We start from the raw sequence: 22,887 nt of genomic DNA, 5'->3' as shown, positions 1-22,887 counted from the left end.
ACCCGCGCGCGCCGCCTAGGCTTCGGACCATGCCCATGTCTCCGGCCACCGCGCCCGACCGGCCCGTCGCCCTGGTGATCGAGGACGACGAGACCATCGGACGCCATCTGCACACCGGCCTGCGCGGCAACGGATACACCGTGACGTGGTGCCGCACCGGAGCCTCCGGCCTGACCGCGGCCCACGACGCCCGCCCGGACGTCGTCCTGCTCGACCTCGGCCTGCCCGACGTGGACGGTATCGACGTCGCCCGCAGCCTCCGCGCGGACCACCCCGACCTGCTCATCGTCATCCTCACCGCCCGCTCCGACGAGATCGACGTCATCGCGGGCCTCGACGCGGGCGCCGACGACTACCTCGTCAAACCCTTCAGCCTCACCGTCCTGCTCGCCCGGCTGCGCGCCCATCTGCGCCGCCGCCCCGCCTCCGCACCCGAAGACCCGGCCACCGTCGTGATCGGCGCCCTCACCCTCGACATCGCCGCCCGGCGATGCCGGCTCGGCGGAACGGAAATCGATCTGCGCGCGAAGGAGTTCGAACTCATGGCCGTGCTGGGCCGCAACCAGGGCACCGCGGTGCCACGCGAAGACCTCATGGCACAGGTCTGGGACGAGAACTGGTTCGGCCCCACCAAGACCCTCGACGTCACCATGGCCTCCCTGCGACGCCGACTGCAGCAGGCCGCCGCCGCATCACCGGACCCCGTCCGCCCCCCGGAGATCACCACCCTGCGCGGCCACGGCTACCGGCTCGAATCTCCCGATCCTGCCGAACCTCCCGAGGGACCCGTCTGATTGGCGGAAACGCCCGGATTTTCCAGGAGGCCGGTGATATCGAGGCGCCGCGGGCGCGGCGGCGACCGCCACCACGGGTCACGGCCGGGCAATGCCGCCTGGTTCGAACTCACGGGCAATTCCTCGCGGAGCGGCGCCGACGGCGTCTGTTTCGCGAGTTCCCGACGATCTCAATTGCCGAAAACGAGGCTGTTGTCCGGTCCGGAACGGGCAGACGGCCACGGCCTTGTAGACGAAACCGGCGAGCGGCGCGTGCACGCTCCAGCCCAGCGACTCGTACAGCGCCCGGCCCTCGACGGTCGCGCCGAGCACGCCGGTGGTGGCGCCCTTCTCGGTCGCGACGTTCGCAAGGGTGCGCATGACGAAGCTGCCCAGGCCCCGGCGTTGGTGGGCGAGATCGGTCGTGACCTGGTCGATGACAGCGGTCTCGCCGATGGGGGCGATCTGGCCGCGGGCGGCGATGGAACCGTCAGCGGCGAGCACACTCGCGCGGATGACCGCGCCTCTGGTCTCGGTGGTGAGCTCGTAGCCCTCGGGGGTGGGGGTGGGCGAGGGGCGAATGTCGGTGGCCATCAGGAAGCCGGCGTCGCCGGATGTCCAGTCGGGGGTGAGCCAAGAGGCCATGGACTCCGGTGGGACGAACGCCTTGATCCAGGTGCCAGGAGTGGTGACCGTCTCGGCGACCTTGCGCACGGTCGTCTCGTCGGCGTCGGGCAGCACATGGCGGGCCACATGGTTCGGCAGCCCGACATCGACCCGAAGGCCCCACGGCTCCTCGACCGGCGGCGCGGTCTCCCGTGAGAGCACCCAGCCGGCCACCCATGCCCGTGCGAGTTCTGCCACCATCACGACCACCTCGCGTAATAGACCATAGCCACTTGCAGACCTTACATTGGGCATGTGTGACGGTCTCGGCCATGGCCTGGCGGATCGAAAACGGTGCTGGGAAGACCGTTCTGCCCTAGCCCGTAGTAGCCCGGCGTGGTGCGGGGGAGGGCGCGCGGGAGTGCGGCGATCTATCGGTAGTCGTCCTTGTCCAGCGTTACGACGCGAGAGGCATCCGCCTCGGGGGTCTCCGCTGCAAACTCGGTGACGTCGTCGTTCTCGAACGTCTCCGGGTCGGTCGGATCGACAGGCATGAGGAACTCCTCGGGGTGTGGAAGCCGTCAGGTCCACAAAGTCCTGCCCCGGGAACCCGGCAATGCGCCAGGCCCTCACTCGTACCGGGACAACACCTCAACGGTCCAGAGCAGGGACGGAACTCCAGCCCATGAGCCCCGGCTCCTGCAGGCGGGGCCGGACGTGGCCCCATTGGCCCACTGCGTTTGCGGTTGACAGACCGACAGCTTCCGCTGGAAGGGTGAACCCTCCGCCCGGCCACTGGTGGGCCGACCTTCCGCCGGCGGCCGGCGCCGCCGTCAATGCCACCGGCATCATTTCCATCGGCCTGCATCAGACGGGTCACGACAGCCTGTCGCTGGCCGCACTGGCCCTCACCGGGCTGCTGTGGCTGCTGCTCGCAGGCGACTTCGCCGCGCGCCTCCTCGGCGACCGCGCCCGTTTCGAAGCCGAGGCCGACACTCCGCCGGCTTTGACCGCCGTCGCCGCCACCACGGTTCTCGGCGTCCGGCTGTCCCTGTTCGGCTGGCAGACCGTCGCCGCCATCCTGCTGGTGCTGGCCACGGTGTGCTGGCCCGGGTTGATGTTCACGGTCGTGCGTCACTGGCAGCGGCGGATGCCGGGGGCGGCGTTCCTGGTGTGCGTGGCCACCCAGGGCCTGTCCGTCCTGGCCGCTGTCCTCGCAGCGGGCGGCCGGCGTGACTGGCTGGACTGGGCGGCGCTGGTCTGCTTCTTCCTCGGACTGCTGCTGTATCTGGATGCTCTCCTGCGCTTCGACTTCCGGCAGGTGGCGACCGGGGCGGGTGATCAGTGGGTGGCGGGCGGCGCGCTGGCCATCTCCGCTCTGGCCGGATCCAAACTCACCGCATCCCCGGTGTGGGCCGGCGCCGCGCACACCGCGCTGCGCACCGCCACGCTCGGACTGCTCGCTCTCGCCCTGGGTTGGTATGCGGTCCTGGCGGTCGCCGAGGCGCGCTGGCCGCGCCCGCACTACGACATCCGGCGCTGGGCGACGGTGTTCCCTCTCGGCATGACCGCCGCCGCCTGTCTGTCCACAGCCGACGCGACCGGCATCGACTGGCCGCACACCGTGGGCCAGGTCCTGCTGTGGATCGCGGTGGCCGCCTGGGTCCTGACCGCCGTCGGGTTGGGCGCCGCGCGCAGCGACGATCTCCGCCCGTAGTTCTCCATCCCTGCTCGGGACGGGGATTGGCGTCAGGTGCCCCCGACCGGCACGTGAGTGCCGCGCGCGAATACATCGCGCTGGGCTCGCGCATGTGCCGGGCGGGGGCCTTTCGGTTTCTCATCCCGCAGGATGTCGTCTCCCGGCGGGGATTGAGCGAGGGCGCGAGGCTCGATGGCAGCGGGCGAAGGCGTCAGCCCACTGCCCGGAAGTCCGGAATCACGCGATCAGTTGTGCATCGCGGAGAAGCGCCAAGCCTGACCGTTGAATCCACCGCACGTGGACTGGTCGAGGGGCTGGCCACTGTTCGTCATGCCCCAGGCCGCCGTCAGGCACAGGCCGCTGGCACGGTTCCTGAGCCGGTAGCTGTCGTTGCCCAGCGACTCAGCCACCCACACCTGCGCGTCGCTGTTCGCACAGTACGACTGGACGACCAGGGCGTGCTCGGCCCAGCTCTGGACAGTGACACACTGATTGTCCGAGCGGATGCGCAGGAAGTAGGCGTTGCTGCCCGCCCAGCCGGCCGCGAACTGCTTGTTGTACTTGTTGTCGCAAGGGAACTGGATCAACCCGGCGCCGGGCGAGGTGGAATTGTTGCCCACCGCAGCGCACATACCCGAATTCAGGTTGGTCATCTTGTTGTAGTAGCCGTTGTCGGGGCCGTCCGCATGCGCGGAGGTGGCAGCTCCGAGCGACAAGAGCGCGGCGGACGACAGAGCGGCCAAAGCCTGTTGGTCACGTGTCTCACGAAGGACCCCGGTTCCTGTTGCTGAATGGATGAAGATGCCTACCCGGGTGCCGGTGAGCGAACATCGGTTCCGGATATGCGATCACCCACGGTGCCCGACCGTATGTCCTCCGTCTACGGTGGATTCAGGCCACTCCACTGCTGATCCACCGTGGCAGAACCGTCCCTCCGCATTCCGGTTGAAAAGCGACGGCCTCACCGACGCGGACTTCGCCGCTCTCGACGAGTGGTTGCGCGCGAGCTAAAAGACGGACCCCGAGGTGTCGCCGTCATGCCCGGGGCTTCGCGCGCACGTGCATGCGCTCCCCCTGCCTCCCGAAGAGGCTGAGGATCTCGACAGGCCGCCCGTCCGCGCTGCTGAACCAGTGGGGCAGCCGGGTGTCGAACTCGGCGACTTCGCCGGGGCCGAGGACCAGATCGTGCTCGCCGAGCACGAGCCGCAGCCGGCCGTCCAGCACGTACAGCCATTCGTAGCCCTCGTGCGTACGGAGATCCGGCTCGGCACCCCGGTCGGAGATGATCATCTTGTACGCCTGGAGGGGGCCCGGGCTCCGGGACAGGGGTACGAACGTACCGCCGCTCGGCAGGGTGCGGGGTGTCAGCCGTACCCGGGGATCTCCCACTTCGGGGGCGCCGATCAGGTCGTCCAGGGGCACGTGGTAGGCGCCGGCGAGCGGCAGCAGCAGTTCCAGGCTGGGGCGGCGCTGTCCGGACTCCAGCCGGGAGAGGGTGCTCTTGGAGATGCCGGTCGCCTCGGAGAGCGCGGCCAGGGTGTCCGGCACGCGGAGCTGCCCGAGGGCCTGGACGGCGGTGACGAGCACGGGGAGGGCGGACTCGGCACGGCGGATCTGGTCTGGAGCAGCAGGGCCGTGCACCACCTCGGCGATCAGCAGGGCGCGCTGAACGCGCTCGCCGGTGTGCTGAGGCCCGGCGGGCTGCTCGCCGTAGCGGAGGGCGGCCTGCCGATGCGCTTCCTGCCGCGCGACATCGGCATCGGCAGGCCGGGTCTCCAGGCCCGGCTCGACGCCGCCCAGGAGCACTGGTTCGAGATCATGCGAGCCGAAGTGCCCGGCAGCACCACCGTGGTCGAGGACTGGCCCGCGATGCTCAGCCGCGCCGGGCTCACCCGCGTCGGCAGTATCACCTCCCTCCTCGACCTGCCGGCACCGCTGGGCGAGACGGCCCGCGCTTTCCTGCATGCCCAACTGACCCGGCTGCGGGCAACGATGAGCGACTCCCTTGACGTGGAGGACCGCACAACACTCGACGTGCTGCTCGATCCCGCGGCACCGGAGGGCATCCTGCGGCGGCCCGACGCCTTCCTTCTCTCCGCCACCACGGTCTTCACGGGCGTGCGCTCGGCTCGGTGACCGTGCCGGACATGGGGTCAGCGGTGACCTGACGACCGCGCTTGAAGAGCCGCCAGAGAACGGAGTTCATGTTGAGGCCAGTCAATGCGGGACGAGATGAGGCGGTAGCCGGAAGTGCGGAACGGACGCCTTCGGTTCGGTGGACGCTCGCCGGCCTTTCGCTTTCCATGCTGCTGTCCTCGCTCGGCACCAGCACCGCCAATGTTGCCCTGCCGACGTTGGCACAGGCGTTCACCGCCTCTTTCCAGGGAGTCCAGTGGATCGTCCTCGCCCATCTCCTCGCCATCACCACCCTGATCGTCAGCGTCGGTCGGCTAGGCCGTTGCCACCGGTATGCGGATCACGTTCGCCGTCGCGGCGATGCTGATCGTCGTCGCGCTCACCATTGCGGTGGGAAGCCGTGCTCCCTCGCGACACATTGCGCGTGAATGATTGTGGATGCGGAGCAGCCGGAGAAAGGGTGTCCGGCTCATTGGATCTGCCCTCATCCGGCGCCAGGGCCTTACGGCCGTTGTGCGGTCAGCCGCCCCGCCATGCCGTCGAGGATCAGGCCGAGGCCGAGCTCGAAGCCGCGTTCGTCGAGTGCGGCCGGGTCGTCGTCCAGCGCGGCGGCCTGCCCGAGGGAGTCGGCGAGTGCCGGGTATTCGGGGCGGTAGTCCTGCGGGGGGCGGGTGAAGCCGGCGGTGAAGGTCTCCAGCGCGGAGCCGAGGACGAGGTAGTCGATGGCGGCCGCGACCTCGGCCGCGATGGCCGGTGCGCAGCCGGCCCGGGTCAGGGTGGCCATGAGGGTGTCGTATCCGCGCAGGGCCCGGTCGGCCTCGACTCGCCGCCGGGCGACCAGCGCGATCATGTTGGTGTGCCGCAGATAGACCCGCCGGTAGCCGCGGGCGTACTCGGCGATGCCGTCGCGCCAGTCCGGCGCCTGCAGTGGGCTCAGGTCGATTTCCTCGTTGATCAGCTGTGAGGCCGCGTCGAGTACGTCGTCCTTGGATCCGATGTGGTTGTAGAGCGATGCGCCGCGCACGCCCAAACGTGTCGCGAGGGCCCGCATCGTCAGCGCCTGGGGGCCCTCCTCGTCGAGGAGGTCGAGGGCGGCGCGCGCGATGATCGCGCGGTTCAGGACGGCGAGATGCGGTCGGCCCACGACGCTGACCTTCTCCTTCGTTGCTGGCGGAGCCGCCCGGAGGAGGCCCTCCCGGCAGCGTCGTCAGGCTATCGGGGCGCAGAGGGTTCACAACGGGCCGGGGGAAGGCTAAGGTCCGCAAACTAACAAAGTTAGTTTTAGGTCGGAGTGCATCGGCGCAGCCCGTACGCTCCCCTCTTCGACGAGGTGTCCCATGACTGAACCCTCCTCCGGAGTCAGAACCGGAACTGAGCCTCCCGGCGGAACTGAGCCCTCCACCGGAACTGAGCCCCGCACCGGATCCGACTCCGACGCCGACCGCTTGCGCGCCCTGGGCTACCAGCAGGAGCTCCGGCGCAGTCTCGGCGTCATGGGGAACATCTCCATGGGCTTCGCGGTGGTCTCTCCCGTGGTCGCCCTGTACGCGGTGTCCGAGGTCGGCACGATGATCGCCGGGCCCGCATGGGTGTGGGCGCTGCCGATCGTGCTGCTCGGGCAGTGCCTGGTGGTGAACGTCTACTCCGAACTGGCCTCGCAGTGGCCACTGGCAGGCGGGCCGTACCAGTGGGGGCGGCGCCTTCTGGGGCCGTCCTTCGGCTGGCTGAGCGGCTGGGTGTGGCAGTTCGCGGTGATGTTCGGCAATACGACCGTGGCCTATCTGGCCGCGCCCTGGGTGTTCGCGCTCGTCGGGGTCACGCCGTCACCCGGCGGCATGATCGCGGTGGCCGTCGGCATCCTGCTGCTCTGCACGCTGGTCAACGCGTACGGCATCAACATCCTGCGCCGCTTCGTCTCGATGGGGATCGCCGCCGAGGCGGTCGCGTCGGTGCTCGTCGGGTTCTCGCTGCTGCTGTTCTACCGGGAGCACGACTTCTCGCTGTTCACCAAGACACTGGGCGCCGAGCAGCTGTCCGGGGGATCCACCGGGATGGCGTTCCTCGCGGTGATCGCCGTCGCAGGCTGGGCGTTCATCGGTTTCGACGCCTGTGTGTCGACCGCCGAGGAGACCAAGGACGCGGGCCGGCAGGTGCCGCGCGCCATGTGGTGGGCGCTGCTCAGTGTCGGCGCGGTCGTCATCCTCAACGCGCTCTCGGTGGCCCTGGCGCACCCCGACCCGGCGCGGGTGGTGGCCGGCGAAGACCTGGACCCGGTGACCACCGCGGTCACCTCCGCCTTCGGCTCCTGGTCGGACAAGCCGTTCGTCGCGGTCGTACTCGTCGGCTTCCTGGCCTGCGCGATGGCCTCCCAAGGCGGGGCCGCCCGCGGTGTCTACTCGCTGGCCCGGGACGACGTCTTCCCGTTCTCGCGCCAGGTCAGGAAGGTCAATAAGCGCCAGGCGCCCATCGGCGGCCTGGTCGCCTCCACCCTGGTCAGCAGCGCCGCGCTGCTGCTCGGGCTCAACGCCACCGCCATCGGCAGCCTGATCGCGTTCGGCACCGCCGCCACCTACGTGCCGTTCTTCCTGGTGTCGCTGGCCGCGCTGGTGGCCCGGCTGCGCGGCACCTGGGTGCCCTCCGGTCATATCCAGCAGGGTCGCCGGGGCACCGTGCTCAACGTCCTGGCGGTGCTGTGGACCGGCTTCGAGGTGGCCAACGTCTGCTGGCCGCGGGTCATCCTCGCCCCGCCGGGCGCGCCCTGGTACCAGGTGTGGGCCGCGCTTCTGGGCACGGCCGTGGTGCTGGGCGCAGGGGTGCTCTATCTGATCGTCAAGCGCCCACAGGACAGGATCCGCGAGGACCGCTCACCCGCTCCGATGGAGAACACTCTGTCCATGTGACGGGGTGCCGCGGGGGAGACGCGGCGCAGGCTGTTTGCCCGGCCTGGCGCCCGTGATCTGCCTGGTCGCTGTCGAGGCGGGAGAGGCCGCCAAGGCCGCGGGCGCCGCAGTTGTGGCCGGAGCGGCGTCTGCGAAGGAGAAGGGCGTCGCGGCGCGGCAGGCAGCGGAAGCCGCGCAGGCGGCGATCAACGACTTCGCCGTCCCGCAGTATCGCCTGAGACCACGCCGAAGCCGGTGGCGCACCTGCCAGATCGCCTGGACGCCACCGGCTTCCGGGCGCCGTGCCCCGCGCCGGGCCTGCACCGCAGCGGCGTACGGTCACGGCTCGAGCGGCGCCAGCGGCTCATGGTGACCGGCCCGGTGTCCAGGGCGTGGCCAGGACCTGTCCGGCCCGCCGGCGGGCAGCCGCTACGCCGATGCGTGCGGGCGCGGAGCCGCGCCGCCGCTGACCGTCAGGCCGCCGTGTCTCTGCTGCGGGCCACCCTGACCGGCCTGCCCCACCACGCCGCCACCCTCGCTCATGACGTCGGCGCCAGTATGGGCACGCTTGAGAAATTCGATGTCGGGCTGTGAGCCACCGCCCCGCAAGGCGCAAGCTTCGCCGCCCGTACCGGGAAGAAGGACCGGACGGCGGATACCGGGGGCAGACCGGGAATGTTCCCCGACATTCCCACCCCCTGGGTCCGCCCCCACCCACCTCAACCGCTGGTCGATCGATAGGACGGAACCTCATGTGCTCTCACCAGCCGCAGTGCCCGACCGCCTCCCACCCGGACCGGGAAGCCGCACTCATCGTGGCCCACCACCCGGAACAGGGCTGGAGTCTGCTGTGCAACGGCGTCCTGCTCTTCGAGGACACCGGTGAACTACTGCCCGACGGGCGGATCATCGCCCCTCACCGGCCGACCGGCGCAGACATCGTCGCAGCCGCAGCCGCAGCCTGACGCCCCGCGCCGCGGGCCCTGAGGGCGCGGCCGGGACCGGCGGACTCGGGTGTGCCCGGGAGCGGGGCAGACCGAACTGCATCCTTGACGAGCAACTGGTGCCGCCGACGCCGGGCCGAACGCGGGGAACAGCGCGCCGACAATGCTGTGCATAACGAGCTGGGTTGATGTCACCATGCTGGGAACTCACCGCCGACATACGGCGGTGCCGTCCCGTCATCTCCCATCTGCGGGTGCACGTGGTGTTCGTGACCACATAGGATCGCATTCCCGCCAGGCGTAAACCCGGAGAGGGTGAGCCAGGTGCCCTTGGACATCGAGCCGCGACGGTCCCCCGCCGCCCTCCGGGGGGCGTTCGGAACTACTCGCCCGGCGCCAACGGCGCGACGTATGACATCTCGCGCCCCGGCGCGCCACCGTGCGCTCGCCGGCTCCGGCGCCGGCCTCCGGTAGGTCCGACAAGCCGGTGGGCGGGCCCGGCGATCGCACTCCCAACCGGACGAACCGCGTGGTCCGATACCTCGCCGGTCACCCCGGCGCATCCCCATCGTGACCCTGCGCGAGACCATTGGCGACGTGCATGGATTCGATTCTGGTGTCGCATCAAAGCCCTTAAATTACAGCGTAGTTCGCGTCTTGCCAGTTGGGCGAAGTGTGCCTGGGGCATACCAGTAGCGGCTATGCTCCTTGGTGGCGCAGCGAGTTGACGAGAATACACTCCGTTGTCGCTGCCTGCCGTCGCGGCGCTGGCCATAACGCATAGGGCGGATCGGACATGTGCGGCATTCGGCAGTGACTGGTCTGAGGTGCAACCGCCGGGCCATCCCCCCCACCTTCGATAACTTGAGGTTGCAGATGGTTCGTGATGAATCGCCACCCGGTGAACAACGGCTGTCCTCTGCCCTCGCATTGCTCCTTCCCCCGGCGGTCACTGCGGTGATCGCGGTCGTCGCCGTGTCCGTCGTCCCGGCTGAGGCGCGGGTGGCCGTCGGCTGGTGCGGTGTGACGGCGACGCTGGCGGTGGCCGTCTTAGCGGCTGTGGCGGTGCGCCGGGGCCGGGTCATCGCCGCGCTGCGCATCGAGCACGCCACGGGCATGGAAGGCCTCAGACGCCTCCTGCACGAACACGAGATCCAGACGCTGCGGCTGGCTGAGGAACTGCTGCCGGAGGCGGTGGCCCGGCTTCAGAAAGGCGAGACGGTCGACGAGGCGCTGGACCGCGCGGGGCCTGTCCGGCCCGAGCATCTAGCGGTGATGCGCTGGGTGCTGGAAGCCGTGGACACCGAAGAGGGTCTGCGCGAGGCCGCGCAACGAGCGTTCGTCAATATCGCCCGCCGCGTGCAGGCCATCGTGCACCAGCAGGCGCATGCCACCCGGGAGATGCAGGAACGGCACGGACAGGACCCCGACGTCCTCGGCGACCTGATGCGCCTGGACCACGGCACCGCGCTGGTCGGGCGTCTCGCCGACGGCATCGCCGTCCTCGGCGGAGCCCGCTCGGGCCGGCAGTGGAGCAAGGCCGTGCCGCTGTACAACGTGCTGCGCGGGGCCATGTCGCGGATCCTGGACTACCAGCGGGTGGATCTGCAGGCGGTGACGCAGGTCGCCGTCGTCGGGCGTGCGGTGGAGCCGGTGATCCACGCGCTGGCCGAGCTTCTCGACAACGCGACCCGGTACTCGCCGCCGAACACGCGGGTGATCCTGACCGCCTCGGAGGTCCAGGCCGGCATCGCGATCGAGATCGAGGACGGCGGGGTGAGCCTGAGCGAAGAGGCCCGCGAGCGGGCCGAGCGGATGCTCCGGGAGGCGCAGTCCGGGATCGACTTGAAGGACCTGGGTGAAACCCCGCGGCTCGGCCTGGCGGTGGTGGGACGGCTGGCTCAGGAGTACAACCTGCAGGTCTCGCTGCGTCCCTCCGCGTACGGCGGCGTCCGCGCGGTGGTGATCGTGCCCACCGACCTCACGACGACAACCCCGCTGGCCGGATCGCTGGCCGGACCGTTGACCGGACCGGATCACGGAGTTGGAGCCCTGGCAGGAGGCCGGCACGCCGCCGCCGTCTCTTCGGGCTCGGCACGCAGACCCGCACTGCCCGCCGCCCGCCCACCGGTCACCGGCCCGGTGCAGGCGAACGGGACGTCACCGGAGTACGAGCGGACGCCCAACGGCCTGCCGCAGCGCCGCAGTCGCCGCGCCGTCACCACCGAGGCGCAGGCGTCCGCGGGGCGTGCCGCAGCCGAGTCCCCGCCGCCTTCCGATCAGCCCACGCCGCCCGGTTTGTGGTTGGCCGATTTTCAACGGGGCGTGTCCGGCGAGACGTCGACCACGGGCCCCGAAAGCCAAACCAGTGACACGTCGTCGGATAGGGATGAATAGCCGTGATTCAGCAGCGGGCTAACTTCGACTGGTTGCTCAAGGATCTCGCGGAAGGCGTTCCGCAGACCCGCCACGTGGTGGTTCTGTCATCCGACGGCTTGCTCATGGCTCAGCACGGCACCGAAAGGGACACCGCTGAGCGGCTGGCGGCGGCATGCGCCGGCCTGCAGAGCCTGGCAGCGGCGGTCGCCGCGGAAGTCCCGCACAGCGACGGGCGGATGCGGATGGTCGTCATCGAGATCACCGGCGGCTTCTTCTACCTCATGGCCGCCGGGGAGCGGGCATATCTGGCCGTGCTCGCCGACGAGGGCGTCGACGCCGGCCTGATGGGACTGCGCATGCGCGACCTGGTGGCCCGGATCGGCGAACATCTGAACAGTCCGCCGCGCAACGACGAGCAGCCCGCATGAGCGAATCAGACCAAGATTGGGATGAAGCCAGCCCCGAGCGGCTCTATGTCATCACCGGGGGACGCAGTGGATCCACTGATCACGTCGTCCTCGACCTGGTCACACTGATCGTGTCCCGGTCACCACCGCAGCCGACGATGCAGCCCGAACACGTCGCCATTGTGCGCATGTGCCGGTCCCCGCTCTCGGTGGCCGAGATCTCCGCCTATCTGGAGCTGCCCGTCAGCGTCGTCACCGTACTGCTCGCCGATCTGCTGGCCGACAAGCGGGTGGAGGCACGAAAGCCGGTTCCACCCGCCCTTCTTCCCGATGTTGCACTCTTGGAGGCGGTAATGCGTGGACTTCAGAAGCTCTGACACCGTCATCGGGCCGCGGACCGAGGACATACTGCCCGCGACGGCCGCCGCGGCGGTGAAGGTCGTGATCGTGGGCGGCTTCGGGGTCGGCAAGACGACCCTGGTCGGATCGGTGAGTGAGATCCGGCCGCTGTCGACCGAGGAGACGATGACGCAGGCCGGCGTCGGGGTCGACGACATCCACGGTGTCGAGCACAAGGCCGCCACCACCGTGGCCATGGACTTCGGCCGGATCACCCTCAATGAGCACCTGGTGCTGTATCTGTTCGGAACGCCGGGCCAGCAACGTTTCTGGTTCCTGTGGAACGGCCTGTTCGACGGGGCACTCGGCGCCGTGGTGCTGGTCGACACCCGTCGGCTGGAAGTCAGCTTCGACGTGATCGGACGACTGGAGGACCGCGGCGTCCCCTTCGTCGTCGCCATAAACACCTTCCCCGAGGCCCCCTCCTACCCCACGGAGGAGCTGCGGGCCGCCCTGGACCTGCCCGCCGACGTCCCGATCATCAACTGCGACGCCCGCCTGCGGGCGTCCAGCCGGGACGTCCTGATGACGCTCATGCGCTACCTGCACTCCCTCACCGCGAACCCGGAGCCCCAGTGAGCACTCCCCCCACCGACGACACCCATGCCGATTCCCCCCTTGTCCCGCCCCCGGGCTGCCCGGCGCACGCCCTGGGAGCCGACGGCCGGCGGCGGCTGTACGGACCCGAGGCCGATGCCGACCCGATGGCCCTGTACGAGCAGCTGCGCAAGGAACACGGCTCCGTGGCGCCCGTCCTGCTGCACGGCGACGTCCCCGCCTGGCTCGTGCTGGGCCACCGCGAGAACGAGGAGGTCGCCCGCACGCCCTCGCGGTTCTCCCGTGACTCCCGGCGCTGGCTGGAGCTGCAGCAGGGCCGCGTTCCCCTCGACTCTCCGCTGCTTCCGATCGTCGCCTGGCAGCCCATGTGCTCCTTCGTCGACGGCGCGGAGCACCAACGCCTCCGGGCGGCGGTCACCCAGAGCATGGAGCGCTTCGACGGCCGCGGGATCCGCCGCTACGTCAACCGCTTCGCCAACCAACTGGTCGACACCTTCTGCTCCGACGGCCACGCCGATCTGGTGACGCAGTTCGCGGGCCACCTGCCGATGCTCGTCATGACGCAGGTTCTCGGCATGTCCGACGACTACGGGCCGCGTCTGGTCGAAGCCGCGCAGGACATGATGAAGGGCTCGGAGACCGCCATCGCGAGCAACGACTACCTGGTGAAGACGTTGCGGGAGCTCGTCGCCCGCAAACGTGCCGAACCGGGCAACGACTTCGCCTCGTGGCTCATCGGCAACTCCGCCGCCCTGACCGACGACGAGGCGCTGGAACACCTGCGCCTCGTCCTCATCGCGGGCTACTCGACCACCGCCAACCTGATCGTGAACACCCTGCGCATGGTGCTCACCGACCGCCGATTCCGGGCATCCCTGGCCGGCCTCCAGATGACCATTCCCGATGCCCTGGAACAGTCACTGTGGGACGCGCCGCCGTTCACGACCGTGTACGGCCGATGGGCCACCGGCGACACGGAGCTGGGCGGGCAGCACATCAGGGGCGGGGACATGCTGGTGCTCTGCCTGGCCGGCGGCAACGTCGACCCGGCCGTCCGCCCCGACCTCTCGGTGCCCATGTACGGCAACCGTTCCCACCTCGCGTTCAGCCGCGGCCCGCACGAGTGCCCCGGCCAGGACCTCGGGCGCGCGATCGCCGACACGGGAATCGATGCCCTGCTCACCCGGTTGCCCGACCTCACGCTGGCCGTTGACGAGGACGAGTTGAGCTGGACCCCCACCCTGCTGTCCCGCAATCTGGCCGCGCTGCCGGTAACCTTCACCCCGCGCAAGCCCGCGCACGCGGAGTCGCTCGCGCAGCCCGCACCGGTACCGGCCCAGGCTGCGACGCGTGCGGAGATGCCACCCGCCGCACCGTCGATCCCCCCGCCGCCGCAGCACGCGCCTCGGCTGCGCACACCGTGGTGGAGGGCGCCGGCCCGCTGGCTGCGGGGCCGGTGACCGGTCGCCGGAACGGGCGGGCCGACGGGCACGCGGACCCCTGCCGTCACACCAAGTGCCGCTCTATGTAGGTGGGAACGGCGCCTGCTTCGGTGGTCTCCACGTCCTTGTAGCGTGGGGACCACTGGTGCCAGCTCAAGCTCCCGGCGATCCATTCGCCGAGGTCGGTCAGCGATTCATCGACCGGAATCCAGGCTGCGTGGCCGAGACCGTAGACGGCGCGGCTGGCGCGCAGGTCCTCGCTGGCCTCGAGGAAGTCCCGGGTGAGCGCCTCGACCATGACCGCCGCCCGCGTGAGGGCTTCCTGCCAGGTACTGCCGGTGCTGTGCCGGAGAACGGCCGCGAGGTGGTCCTGGTCCCCGCGGGCGGTCTCCTTGCGTATGGAGAACATGTCGTTGGTCCAGGAGATGACGTCGTTGGCGGCAAGCCGGACGGCCCGGTAGGCGTCGCTGCGCGCCACAGCCGCAGGGACCTCTTGAGCGTTCGCGGTCTCGATGAGGTCGAAACTCATTTCGCACCCGGAATTCAACCGGCGTCGCCGCACGAAGGTCGGCACATCGGAGGGAGGCACGGCCGGCCCCTCCGGGCGCGAGTGCGGCAGCAGCGTGAACGCCAGGAAGTCCAGGTAGTGAGCGGCGAATCGCTCCCGCCACGCCCAGGAGTGGTGGTTCGCGGTGCGCTGCCAGAGGTCCGACAACGCCGCGGTCAGCGGGCCGGACGCGCGCGGGGCGCGCAGGTCCAGCGGCATCTGGGCGACCAGATCGTGGACGATGTGTTCACGCTCCTGGTGGGATCCTTCCAGGTACCCCTCATCGAGCCGGTCATCGACGATCCAGTTGAAGGCCTGCCACTCGGCCACCAGGTGCAGCCGCGTGGCACGGGGATACACCCGTGCCGCGAACTCGCCGAAGCCCGCGGAGTGGAACCGCTCGGCTGCGGACCGGCTGCGGATCAGATCGGAGCGTTTGGCCCAGTCGAGGAGATGATCATCGATGCCCTCCGCGTCCGGATGCATACGGACCGGAATCGGGCACCAGATCGGCGGGCAGTCGACGGTGAAGGGCAGCAGTTCGGGAGCGGTGCTGGTGGCCATGCGATCTCCTCGGGTGGGGGCTGAGACCGATTCAGTGCGGGCGCACTTGTTTTCGTACAGTCGGCTGGGATGTGTCGATCATGACTCCTCTGGGGCGGTTGTCGGTCCGTGGGGCGGTTGGACGGGCGGAGCACCGTGCACGGGCAGCCGGGACTGCCCAACTCGGATGAGCTGAGCTACGTTTGTTCGCCTTTGGAATATGCCATCGAAGAACCGGAATCAACCAGGCCTGCGGGCCTCGGGAACGCCGCAGTCCGTGGAGTGACCACCGATGTCCCGGTATGGGATCAAGAAGGTTCCATCAGAGGCGAGTTGACCGCTCGGAGGCCGTCGGCCAAACGTCGAGTTCGGCGCGTACGCCTTCCAGGATCGCGTGCAGCGCGCGGGCGTTGACCTCGGGCGCGATCATCGGCACGGGGCGTCCGGCGAGCAGGGCATCGCTGTCGGCGACCATCGAGGCGGTGTCGCCGCAGCCCTCCTCGATCCACCGTTCCATCCGCCGGCGCACCGCGATCCGCAGCCCGTCGCCGATGCCGGTCCAGTCGAACATCGGCAGTTCCGCGGTGAGGACCGGGATGCGCAGTGCTTCGGCGACGTAGACGCCGGCCGCCTCGCTGCCGTGGACGTCGATGTCGGCCGCCTTGAAGTAGGCGTAGGTGCGCGGTCCGAGGTGGTGGGTCCACTCGACCTCGTCCAGCGGGACGTCGGGGAACGCGTCGGCCGGCGCCGAGGCGAGCAGCCGCTCGGCCTCGGGCCACCGGCGGTTGCCGTACAGGTAGGGGATCCGGGAGAACGCGTCGTTGTGGACCAGGATCAGCGCGGCCGGAGCGGCCAGCTGCACCAGCCGGCGGAAGTCGGCGGCATGGCACTGGGTGAGCGTGGCCGGGTCGGCGCTGTGGGCGAATTCCGTCTGCTCCTCGAGCGGTTGGAGATAACCCGTCCGCAGGAATTCCCGGAAGTCGCAGGGGAGCGGGAAGTACCGGTCGGCGGGCGGCGGATCCACCGGCCAGACCACGGCCACCCGCCCACAGCCGGGAGCGAGGTTCTCCAGCGGCCGGTGCAGGGCGTAGCCCAGCGGTTCGTTGGCATGCGGCATCAGGGCCAGGGCGATCGCCGGATCACCGGTGCCGAACCATTCGACGGTCATCGACGGGTGGCTGGGCCAGGCGTACTCGGCGTCCTCCAGCGGGAGCCGGTAGCGGGGCCGCGCGATCCATTCCATGGCACTCACCAGATGCTGTAGCCGCCGTCCACGATGAGCACGTGGCCGGTGACGTGGTCGGACATGGCGGAGGCGAGGAAGAGCAGCGGACCGTTGAGCGCGTCGGTGGGTCCCACCTTGCCGTCGGGCATGAAGCGGTCCTGGAAGCGCCGGCCCGCCGCGGAGGCGAAGTAGGCGGCGTTCTTGGGCCCTTCGAGATAGCCGGGAGCCAGCACATTGATCTGCACGCCGAATGCCGCGTATTCGAGCGCGGCGCTGCGGGTGTAGCCGATGAGGGCGGCCTTGGCCGCCGCGTATGCGGGGACGGTGGGGACGGGGTGCAGAGCCAGCACCGAGGAGATGTTGATGATCTTTCCCCGGCCGCGGGCGGCCATCCGCGGTGCGAAGCGGCGGCACAGACCCGCCGCCCGTCTTGAGGTTGATGTCGAGCATCCGGTCGATCAGCTCGTCGTCGGTGTCGGCGAGCGGCCGGGCGTCGCCCGCGCCGACGTTGTTGACCAGCACATCGGCGTCGCAGCATTCGGCCGCGGCGTCCTGGACGTCCCGCTCGCGCAGATCGCCGCACAGATGATCGGCGAGGATGCCGTCCTCGCGCATCTCCCGCAGCGGCGCCTCGTTGCGGTCCACGCCGACGACGACGGCGCCCGCGGCGGTGAAGGCGGCGGCCGCCTCCCGGCCGACCGCTCCCGCGGCCCCGGTGAGCACCACCCGGCGGCCGGCCAGCGACCAGGGCTCCCGTCCGCTCATACGGCGCCCTCCTGCCGGCCGGCCGGTGCGCCGGTCCGCCACCGCCGTGCCGTGCGCATCCGGACCAGCAGCGTCGCCCCGGCGCAGGAGAAGAGCAGTGCGCACACCAGTGCCAGCCCGTCCGGCTCCAGCCGGGCGACCAGGATGCCGAGGAAGGGGGCCAGTACGGCGAATCCCAGACTCGACGCCGTGGTGACCACGCTCATCGCGGTGGCGTCGCCTCGGTCGGCGAGATCGCGCAGCACCAGCGCCCGGTAGGAGGGCAGCAGCCGTCCCTGGGCGCACTGGACCACCAGGATCCCGGCCAGGACGAGTGCCACGGAGGCCGAGGCGAGGGCGGCGGACGCGGCGACGGCGGCCAGTACCACCGTGCCGGTCCCCAGGCCGTCGGGCGCGGTGTGCAGCAGCAGCGCCGCGCCCAGCGCCACGGCGGCGGCGACGAGACCGACCAGCCGCTCGTCGATCCCGGCTCCCACGACGTATACGGGCGTCAGATAGAGCAGGATCGAGAACGCCGTCCCGGTCAGCACCATCGCGGTCAGGTCCCAGCGCAGCCCGGCCGTGTCGCGCACGGCGCGCCCCACGCCGGTCAACTGCGCGACCAGGCCCGGCCGTTCGTCGTCATTGGTGGCGCTGCGGGCGTCGGGGACCGAGAGGGCCAGCGCGACGGTCAGGCACAGCACGATGCCGCTGGCCACGAAGGTGGCGCGCAAGGAGATCAGGGAGAACGCGCTGGCGGCGGCGAAGACCACCGCGTTCCAGCCCAGCGCTCCGGCCTGGAACAGCCGCTCCCCGGACTCGAATTCCGCGCCGCGCCCGGCACGGCGCAGCAGGGCGCCCGCCAGACCCGCGTCACTGCCCTGGGTGAGCGCGGTGGCCGCCGCGAACAGCGGCTGCACGAGCCAGAAGACCAGCGCGTGCGGCCAGCAGCCCAGCAGCAGGGCGGCGGCGCCCTCCATCCCGGCGCCGATCGCCAGCGCCTGCCGGGGCCCGATCCGGTCCGCGAAGAGCCCGGCGGGCAGGTCCATCAGCACGATCAGCAGCGCGAAGACGGCCTCGATGACCAGGAGGGTGCCCAGCGACACCCCGACCTGGCGGGCGTACAGGACGATGTAGGGGAGGAAGAAGTAGCTGCGCAGCAGCAGCCGCGCGCCCAGCAGGCGCGCGTACGCGGCGGGCCAGGGGCGGTTCACCGGCGGGCTCCGGACGGGCTCAGCGCCTCCCAGCTGCCGGGCTCCTTCACCTCGAGCCAGATCAGTTCACGGTAGACGCCCTTGTAGTACGAGCAGTGCTCCGATTCCCGGTCGAGCCTCTTGAAGTGGGTGTAGCTCTTGTGCACGCAGCCGCCGTGGCACATCTGCTTCCAGGTGCACTTCGCGCACTCGTCGATCTCCTCGACATGCCGGTCGCGCAGCTGCCGCACCACGGGGCTGGTGTCGAGCGCGTCGCGGATGGTCTCGGTGCGCAGGTTGCCGATGACGAACTCCGGCTTGCCGACCATCTCCTCGCAGGGGTAGAGGTCGCCGTTGGTGTCGACGGTGACCATGTTGACCCCGGCACGGCACGGGTTGCGCATGCACATGTACTCGCGCTTGAAGGAGCGCAGCGAACCCAGTTCCCCGGCAGTGAGGTTGGCCAGCGGCACGGTGGGGGCGCCGGCCCGTCCGAGCCGGGCCACGTGCCGGACCACTCCGAGGTAGGCGGCCAGATACCGCTCGCCGGTGAGCCACTGCTCGAGCCCGGCCTTGCCGGTGGTGAACACCGGCAGGAAGCGGACGCTGGCGACGTCCAGCGCGGCCATCGAGTCGTACATCTCCACGATGCGGTCCGCGGTGCCCGCGTGCACGACGCAGACCGCGTGCACCGCGATCCCCAGGTCCTGGAGCCTGCGGATGCCGCGGACGACGCCCCGGTAGGAGCCCTTGCCCGCGTGGTCCACCCGGAATTCGTCATGCGTCCCGGGCATGCCGTCCAGCGAGACGCGGACCGAGAAGTCGTTGTCGGCGAGGAACTGGCACACCTGCGGGGACAGGTTGTAGGCGTTGGTCTGGATGGAGAAGCGGACCTTTTTGCCGGCGCGTGCGTAGACCTGCTGGGCGTGGGCGGTGACCTCACGGATGGCCGGCATGGCCATGGTGGGCTCACCGCCGTGGAACTCGAAACTGGTGAACCGGGTCGGCATGTCGGCGAGTTCGTCGACGGCCTTGCACATCACCTCGGCGGAGAGCTGCTCCCGGGGGATGCCCTCCTCGATGGTGTAGCAGTAAGTGCACGCCAGATTGCACCAGTTGTGCACATGGAAGATGCCGAGCACCGGATAGCTGTTGTGGGCGGCCTTGGGGGAGATCAGTTCCAGGCCCGGGGCGGGGCGGGTGGCCGAGGTGCCGCGCACCCGGTGGTCCGCCTCCAGCAGGCCCCGGTCGAAGAGCTCCCGGACGGTGTCGTGGGAGACCCGGGCGATGGGGTCGCCGAGCGCGTACAGGTCGGCGAGGGAGGCGGGGCCGTTCGCGTCGAGATGCGCGAGCAGCGCCAGTGCGCCGGCGTCCTCGGTGACCGTCCAGCCGCCGGTGCCGGGGGCGACCACCAGAGTCTTCCCCGCGGCGGCGCCGTCACCGGCTTCGAGCTGGAGATGGTCGGACACTCCGATGCGAGTGTCCGGCGCCAGGTCGATCGGCATGTGGCGGCCTTCCCTTCCCTCCCGCTTGCGTTCCGCGTCCTCCCCGGCCGGCTTCCGTTCCGTCCCCGGAACGGCTCGGCGCGGGCGTGCCCGCCCATGGCGTACGGGCACGCCCCTGGTGGTGCCGCTCGCTCAGGTGGCAACCCAGTTGGGCTCCACCGACTCCTCGCTCTGCTCCGACTCCTCAAGCTCTTCCGGCTTGCTGGACGCGGACGACATCTTCTTCTCCGACATGAGATACACCTCCTCGACTCCCTCGGGCGGGTAAGTGAGGGGAAGGTGCCCAAGGAGTCCCGAGAGGGGGTCGGGATGTGGTGGACGTGCAGGTCGTCACGGCAGCGGCTGGGGCGGCCTGGGTCCGGTGTAGTGGCCGCTGGGGCGCAGCCGCAAGGGGTGCTCCTGGTACTCCTCCAGCGCGTGGGCGATCCAGCCGGCGGTGCGGGCCACGGCGAACACCGTCTCGCCGGCCTCGGCCGGCATGCCGGCGGAGACCGACAGCACGGCGAGCGCGAGGTCGACGTTGGCGTGCAGCGGGGTGTACCGCGCGGTGGTCTCCACCACCTCGCGGGCCGCGGCCAGTGCCGGAGCGGCCTGCGGCAGATCCTCGAGCAGGCCGAAGAGCATGCCCGCACGCGGGTCCTCTCCCGGGTAGAGGCGGTGTCCGAGCCCGGGGACGCGGCGGCCCTCGCGCAGATGGTCGGCGACGACCGCTGCCGCGCTGCCGCGCTCGAGAACATCGGTCAGCAGCCGGTGCGCGAGGCCGCTGGCGGCTCCGTGGAGCGGGCCGTCCACCGCGCCGAGGCCGGCGGACACCACCGCGTACGGATGGGCGCGCGCGGAGGCCGCGACCCGGGCGGCGAGGGTGGAGGCGGCCAGATCATGGTCGATGAGCAGGGTGAGCGCCGCGTCCAGGACGCGCAGCGAGCCCTGGTCGGCGGGGTGCCGGGAGAGCCGCGGCCACAGCAGCCCGGCCAGTGTCGTGCTCGCATCGTCGGCCGCGCCCGCATCCGCCCCCGCATGCGCGCCGGGGTCTCGTAGCGGCAGTGCGCGGACCAGCGTGGCGATGAGGGCGGGCGCCGCGGCCAGCACCGTCGGCGCAGTGAGGTCGAACCGCAGCGGATCGGTGACGGCCGCCGCGATCACCGCCGCCCGGAGCCGGTCCACCAGCCCGCTGTGCCGGGGCAGCGCCTCCACAGACCGGCGCGCGGCGGCGAGGCTCTCGTGCGGCGCGGTGAAGCGGATGCCGGGCGTGAGTACGCCGGTCCACAGCCAGGAGGCGGTCTCCTCGTAGCCGAAACGGGCGGCCAGGGCGCAGGCGTCGACGCCGCGGAAGTAGTAGCGGTCGGCGTCGATGAGGGTGATGCCGGTCCGCGCGGACAACGTTTCGCCCCACGGGCCGCCGCCGGGGAAGCCCGTGTCCGTTCCGGATGCCGTGCTCTCGGCGCCGTTCCGGGCGCGCCCGGAACGGCGGGCGAGCGCGTCCACCTCGCGGAGGTCGAAGGTGCTGCCGCGGCCGCCGGGAGCGCGCCGGCTCGTCAGCAGTCCGCGGCTGACATACGCGTAGACCGTCTCGGGCTTCACCCCGAGCCGGTCCGCGGTCTCCCGGGTGCTGAGCCGCTTGCTGCTCCCGCTCGCTGTGTCGTCCGCCATGGTCACACCGTATCCATATTGATTCAATCAACGTTGACAAGGATTGAATCAATCATAGACAGTCGAATCAACATCAAGGGAGGAAACCATGCCCGGCACCGAGCAGAACGCCCCGATCGACGTACCCCGCGGACTCAAGGGAGTGGTCGTCACCGACACCGCGCTGGGCGACGTCCGGGGCCTTGAGGGCTTCTATCACTACCGCGAGTACTCGGCCGTGGAGCTGGCGCAGACCCGCACTTTCGAGGACGTCTGGCACCTGATGTTCCACGGCTCGCTGCCCGACGCCGCGGAGCGCGCCGCCTTCACCACGCGGACCGCGGCGCTGCGCCGGCTGCCTGAAGACGTCTGCGACGCGCTGCCCGCGATCGCCCGCTCCTGCGCGCTCGCCGGACCCCTCGCCGGACTGCGCACCGCCCTGTCCCTGGCCGGCGCCTCGGCCGGCTTCCGGCCGCTGTACGACATCGGCGCCGACCGGCGCCGTGCCGACGCGCTCGCCGCCAGCGCCATCGTGCCGACGCTGCTGACCGCTCTGCACCGGCTCGGCCAGGGGCAGACGCCCGTCGAACCGCGCGACGACCTGCCGTACGCGGCCAACTACCTGTACATGCTCACCGGCCGGGAGCCCGAGCCCGCCCGCGCCCGGGCCATCGAGCGGTATCTGATCTCCGCCATCGACCACGGGTTCAACGCCTCCACCTTCACCGCCCGGGTCATCGCCTCCACCGGAGCGGACCTGGCCGCCTGCCTGGTCGGCGCGATCGGGGCGCTGTCCGGACCGCTGCACGGCGGCGCCCCCAGCCGCGCGCTGGACACCCTGGACGCCATTGGAACGCCCGAGCGCATCGACCCGTGGATCCGTGAACGCGTCCTGGCCGGTGACCGGATCATGGGCTTCGGGCACCCCGTCTACCGCACCGAGGACCCGCGCTCGCGGATGCTGAAGGAGATCGCGCGGGGCTTCGGCGGACCGCTCGTGGACTTCGCGATGCAGGTCGAGCAGCGGGTCGAGGCGATCCTGGCCGAGCTGAAGCCCGGCCGGGAGCTGCACACCAACGTGGAGTTCTACGCCGGTGTGGTCATGGAGCTGTGCGGGCTGCCGCGCGAGATGTTCACCCCGACCTTCGCCTCGGCGCGGGTCGTCGGCTGGAGCGCCAACATCCTCGAACAGGCCGAGGACAGCAAGATCATCCGTCCGGCGGCTCGCTACACCGGCCCGCCGCCGCCCAGGCCGGTCCCGGCGATCTGAACCGGCCGA

General features: G+C 70.5%; 22 protein-coding genes and 1 pseudogene. 11 read left to right on the top strand and 12 right to left on the bottom strand.

Translation table 11 applies throughout. The features are described 5' to 3' along the window. Positions 1-35: 35 nt before the first annotated feature. Positions 36-794, top strand: a complete 759-nt coding sequence (locus QMK24_RS20920; protein WP_283468062.1) for a response regulator transcription factor — start codon at positions 36-38, stop codon at positions 792-794. A gap of 78 nt (positions 795-872) precedes the next feature. Here QMK24_RS20920 and QMK24_RS20915 read toward each other — a convergent pair whose 3' ends face one another. Together QMK24_RS20915 and QMK24_RS20910 are read right to left on the bottom strand one after the other, a co-directional pair. Further along, complete coding sequence (locus tag QMK24_RS20915; protein ID WP_349307910.1) at positions 873-1,640, bottom strand: GNAT family N-acetyltransferase; 768 nt, start codon at positions 1,638-1,640, stop codon at positions 873-875. Between the two features lie 170 nt (positions 1,641-1,810). Further along, positions 1,811-1,933, bottom strand: coding sequence for a hypothetical protein (locus QMK24_RS20910; RefSeq protein WP_283468013.1), 123 nt, complete (start codon positions 1,931-1,933; stop codon positions 1,811-1,813). A 221-nt stretch (positions 1,934-2,154) separates the two neighbouring features. On the opposite strand from QMK24_RS20910, the gene QMK24_RS20905 reads away from it, so the two are divergent. Next, the gene (locus QMK24_RS20905) at positions 2,155-3,096 is read left to right on the top strand and encodes a tellurite resistance/C4-dicarboxylate transporter family protein (protein ID WP_283468012.1); all 942 of its coding nucleotides are present in this window, start codon (positions 2,155-2,157) and stop codon (positions 3,094-3,096) included. A gap of 227 nt (positions 3,097-3,323) precedes the next feature. On the opposite strand, the gene QMK24_RS20900 is transcribed toward QMK24_RS20905, so the two are convergent. Together QMK24_RS20900 and QMK24_RS20895 are read right to left on the bottom strand one after the other, a co-directional pair. After that, a complete protein-coding gene (locus QMK24_RS20900; RefSeq protein WP_283468010.1) occupies positions 3,324-3,821 on the bottom strand; it encodes an RICIN domain-containing protein in 498 nt (165 codons plus the stop codon). Positions 3,822-4,113: 292 nt separating this feature from the next. After that, on the bottom strand, positions 4,114-4,665 hold the full coding sequence (locus QMK24_RS20895; RefSeq protein ID WP_283468008.1) for a helix-turn-helix domain-containing protein: 552 nt from the start codon (positions 4,663-4,665) through the stop codon (positions 4,114-4,116). Positions 4,666-4,713: 48 nt separating this feature from the next. On the opposite strand from QMK24_RS20895, the gene QMK24_RS20890 reads away from it, so the two are divergent. After that, positions 4,714-5,214, top strand: coding sequence for a class I SAM-dependent methyltransferase (locus QMK24_RS20890; protein WP_349307909.1), 501 nt, complete (start codon positions 4,714-4,716; stop codon positions 5,212-5,214). A gap of 502 nt (positions 5,215-5,716) precedes the next feature. Here QMK24_RS20890 and QMK24_RS20885 read toward each other — a convergent pair. Next, positions 5,717-6,358, bottom strand: coding sequence for a TetR/AcrR family transcriptional regulator (locus QMK24_RS20885; protein ID WP_283468006.1), 642 nt, complete (start codon positions 6,356-6,358; stop codon positions 5,717-5,719). A gap of 193 nt (positions 6,359-6,551) precedes the next feature. On the opposite strand from QMK24_RS20885, the gene QMK24_RS20880 reads away from it, so the two are divergent. From QMK24_RS20880 to QMK24_RS20850, 7 genes are all read left to right on the top strand, one after another. Next, positions 6,552-8,114: an APC family permease gene (locus tag QMK24_RS20880; protein WP_283468004.1), complete on the top strand. Its 1,563-nt coding sequence runs from the start codon at positions 6,552-6,554 to the stop codon at positions 8,112-8,114. A gap of 731 nt (positions 8,115-8,845) precedes the next feature. Next, entirely contained in the window at positions 8,846-9,058 is a 213-nt protein-coding gene (locus tag QMK24_RS20875; protein ID WP_283468002.1) for a DUF5999 family protein, read from the top strand. Between the two features lie 855 nt (positions 9,059-9,913). Continuing rightward, positions 9,914-11,434, top strand: a complete 1,521-nt coding sequence (locus tag QMK24_RS20870) for an ATP-binding protein (RefSeq protein ID WP_283467999.1) — start codon at positions 9,914-9,916, stop codon at positions 11,432-11,434. 2 nt (positions 11,435-11,436) lie between these two features. Beyond that, the gene (locus QMK24_RS20865; protein ID WP_283467996.1) at positions 11,437-11,844 is read left to right on the top strand and encodes a roadblock/LC7 domain-containing protein; all 408 of its coding nucleotides are present in this window, start codon (positions 11,437-11,439) and stop codon (positions 11,842-11,844) included. Next, a complete protein-coding gene (locus QMK24_RS20860; RefSeq protein WP_283467994.1) occupies positions 11,841-12,200 on the top strand; it encodes a DUF742 domain-containing protein in 360 nt (119 codons plus the stop codon). The genes QMK24_RS20865 and QMK24_RS20860 overlap by 4 nt, the downstream gene beginning before the upstream one ends. Continuing rightward, positions 12,181-12,801, top strand: coding sequence for a GTP-binding protein (locus QMK24_RS20855; protein WP_283467993.1), 621 nt, complete (start codon positions 12,181-12,183; stop codon positions 12,799-12,801). Before QMK24_RS20860 ends, QMK24_RS20855 begins: the two co-directional genes overlap by 20 nt. Continuing rightward, on the top strand, positions 12,798-14,240 hold the full coding sequence (locus QMK24_RS20850) for a cytochrome P450 (RefSeq protein WP_283467991.1): 1,443 nt from the start codon (positions 12,798-12,800) through the stop codon (positions 14,238-14,240). The genes QMK24_RS20855 and QMK24_RS20850 overlap by 4 nt, the downstream gene beginning before the upstream one ends. 46 nt (positions 14,241-14,286) lie before the next feature. Here QMK24_RS20850 and QMK24_RS20845 read toward each other — a convergent pair whose 3' ends face one another. The 7 genes and pseudogenes from QMK24_RS20845 to QMK24_RS20820 form a co-directional block, all read right to left on the bottom strand. After that, complete coding sequence (locus QMK24_RS20845; protein WP_283467990.1) at positions 14,287-15,333, bottom strand: terpene synthase family protein; 1,047 nt, start codon at positions 15,331-15,333, stop codon at positions 14,287-14,289. A gap of 301 nt (positions 15,334-15,634) precedes the next feature. Then, positions 15,635-16,555 (bottom strand): hypothetical protein, encoded by a 921-nt coding sequence (locus tag QMK24_RS20840; RefSeq protein ID WP_283467988.1) that lies wholly within the window; start codon positions 16,553-16,555, stop codon positions 15,635-15,637. 5 nt (positions 16,556-16,560) lie between these two features. Next, on the bottom strand, positions 16,561-16,953 hold the full coding sequence (locus tag QMK24_RS20835; RefSeq protein ID WP_283468061.1) for an SDR family NAD(P)-dependent oxidoreductase: 393 nt from the start codon (positions 16,951-16,953) through the stop codon (positions 16,561-16,563). Between the two features lie 25 nt (positions 16,954-16,978). Continuing rightward, positions 16,979-17,302 (bottom strand): annotated as a pseudogene (locus QMK24_RS41870) (SDR family NAD(P)-dependent oxidoreductase); the annotation flags it as partial. After that, positions 17,299-18,495, bottom strand: coding sequence for an MFS transporter (locus tag QMK24_RS20830; RefSeq protein WP_283467986.1), 1,197 nt, complete (start codon positions 18,493-18,495; stop codon positions 17,299-17,301). The pseudogene QMK24_RS41870 and the gene QMK24_RS20830, both read right to left, overlap by 4 nt. Then, complete coding sequence (locus tag QMK24_RS20825; protein WP_283467984.1) at positions 18,492-19,979, bottom strand: radical SAM/SPASM domain-containing protein; 1,488 nt, start codon at positions 19,977-19,979, stop codon at positions 18,492-18,494. The genes QMK24_RS20830 and QMK24_RS20825 overlap by 4 nt, the downstream gene beginning before the upstream one ends. A 330-nt stretch (positions 19,980-20,309) precedes the next feature. Next, positions 20,310-21,629, bottom strand: coding sequence for a citrate synthase (locus QMK24_RS20820; RefSeq protein WP_283467983.1), 1,320 nt, complete (start codon positions 21,627-21,629; stop codon positions 20,310-20,312). Between the two features lie 88 nt (positions 21,630-21,717). Here QMK24_RS20820 and QMK24_RS20815 point away from each other — a divergent pair, with 88 nt between their 5' ends. Beyond that, on the top strand, positions 21,718-22,878 hold the full coding sequence (locus QMK24_RS20815) for a citrate synthase/methylcitrate synthase (RefSeq protein WP_283467982.1): 1,161 nt from the start codon (positions 21,718-21,720) through the stop codon (positions 22,876-22,878). Positions 22,879-22,887 lie beyond the last annotated feature (9 nt).

The sequence above is a fragment of the Streptomyces sp. PH10-H1 genome (assembly GCF_030063355.1).
GTDB lineage: Bacteria > Actinomycetota > Actinomycetes > Streptomycetales > Streptomycetaceae > Actinacidiphila.
The sequence above is the reverse complement of the archived record's forward strand: the minus strand, read 5'-3'. Positions and strand labels throughout refer to the sequence as shown.